Here is a 1,610-nt window from a genome sequence, read left to right as displayed (position 1 = left end):
TTGATACTCATTGAGCCTCCTCCCCAGCATCGCGATTATTCGCTACGCTGAAAAGGCAACCAACCTTACAGGAGAAAGCTCAATGAACTTTTACAATAACATGCATCCACATTATTGTGGAATCGATTTACACGCGCGATTACTTTACGTCTGTATCATTGATAATACAGGACTTATCCTTGTTCACAAGAAAATTAAAGATGACCCTGACGCACTGCTAAAACTACTTAAACCGTATATCGGTGACATTGTGGTTGGCGTAGAGTGCATGCACTGCTGGTATTGGGTCGCTGATTTTTGCAAAGAGCACAATATCGACTTTATCCTTGGTCATGCGCTATACATGAAAGCGATTCATGGCGGAAAAGCTAAAAACGATAAAATAGATTCGCATAAAATTGCTAAACTCATCCGTGGCGGTAACTTTCCACTTGCTTATGTCTATGACAAAGATATGCGTGCTACGCGCGACTTATTACGTCGCAGAACTAAAATCGTCCGTCATGGCGCTGATTTAAAAGCCCATGTTGCCAATACTGCCAGTCAGTACAATTTACCTGCCCACAACGTTAATTTAAAGAACGTTTGCGACAGAGAAAAGATGCGCTATTACTTCCCTGATCCCGTTGTGCAACGATCTATTAATTTAAATATGGCCATACTTGATTGCTATCACAAGGAGCTTAAGCCTTTAGAGCTTTATATTGAACAAATGGCTAAGCAGCACAACCCTGTGCACCTTAATATCTTGCAAACAATTAATGGGATAGGTCGCATTCTCGCACTCACCATCATTTACGAAATTGGTGACATCAATCGCTTTTCAAGCGTACAAAAGTTCGCCTCATACAGTCGGTTAGTCAAATGCAAAGCGGAGTCTGCTGGCAAAACCTATGGCACCCAAGGTAACAAAATTGGTAATGCACATCTCAAATGGGCTTTCTCGGAAGCTGCCGTATTACTGCTGCGTCACAACCACAACGCCAACAAATACCTTGAAAAACTACAAAAACGAATGAGCAAAGCCAAAGCACTGTCAGCACTTGCACATAAGCTGGGTCGCTGTGTTTATTATATGCTTAAAAAAGAGACGGTATTCGATGAAGCAAAATTTTTAAAGAGTTAGTCACGGTACTGAGTGAGCTGAACATCTAACTGGATATAAGGCTGAGCATCAATCAATTGGGTGAGTTAATAACCAACAAGGTTTAACCTGATTATATGCCTACAGACCTAAGCCACTTGCCTTGATTAGACGCTCAGTACGCGTGCATTAATACAATAAACAAAGTCGCTTACACCTGACTTGAGCCTGAAACTAACTGGATCATAATGATGAAACCAGCCGCCTTGAATAGTGCCATGATTAGGTTAACCGATGAATGTCTAGTGCCCCAGCAACCCCAAAAGGATATGGAAAAAACCTGGCTGCGATGAGATCGCAATAAGAGAGCCTCTATATGTGTTTGCCGTAAGCAACTTGCTTAACAGCCGCATCGACAGACGAAGTAAACGAATTTGTTTATTGGTTTAGAATTGACCGTCAATTTATAAAAACGGTCAAAAAGAACTCTATTGCCTATTGACAGAGTTAAGGCTCATATGTGTTA

At 41.4% G+C, this 1,610-nt stretch carries 1 protein-coding gene; it reads left to right on the top strand.

The genetic code is table 11. The annotated features are described in order from the left end of the window. The first annotated feature begins 82 nt into the window (after positions 1 to 82). On the top strand, positions 83 to 1,126 hold the full coding sequence (locus tag PSR9079_RS23310) for an IS110 family RNA-guided transposase (protein ID WP_149983448.1): 1,044 nt from the start codon (positions 83 to 85) through the stop codon (positions 1,124 to 1,126). Positions 1,127 to 1,610 lie beyond the last annotated feature (484 nt).

Source organism: Pseudoalteromonas rhizosphaerae (assembly GCF_902498845.1).
Classification (GTDB): domain Bacteria; phylum Pseudomonadota; class Gammaproteobacteria; order Enterobacterales; family Alteromonadaceae; genus Pseudoalteromonas; species Pseudoalteromonas rhizosphaerae.
This window is presented reverse-complemented; position numbering and strand designations above follow the sequence as displayed.

Excerpts from the sequence above, each read along its gene's own strand:
- PSR9079_RS23310 (WP_149983448.1), top strand. The coding sequence starts at position 83 with ATGAACTTTTACAATAACATGCATCCACATTATTGTGGAATCGATTTA.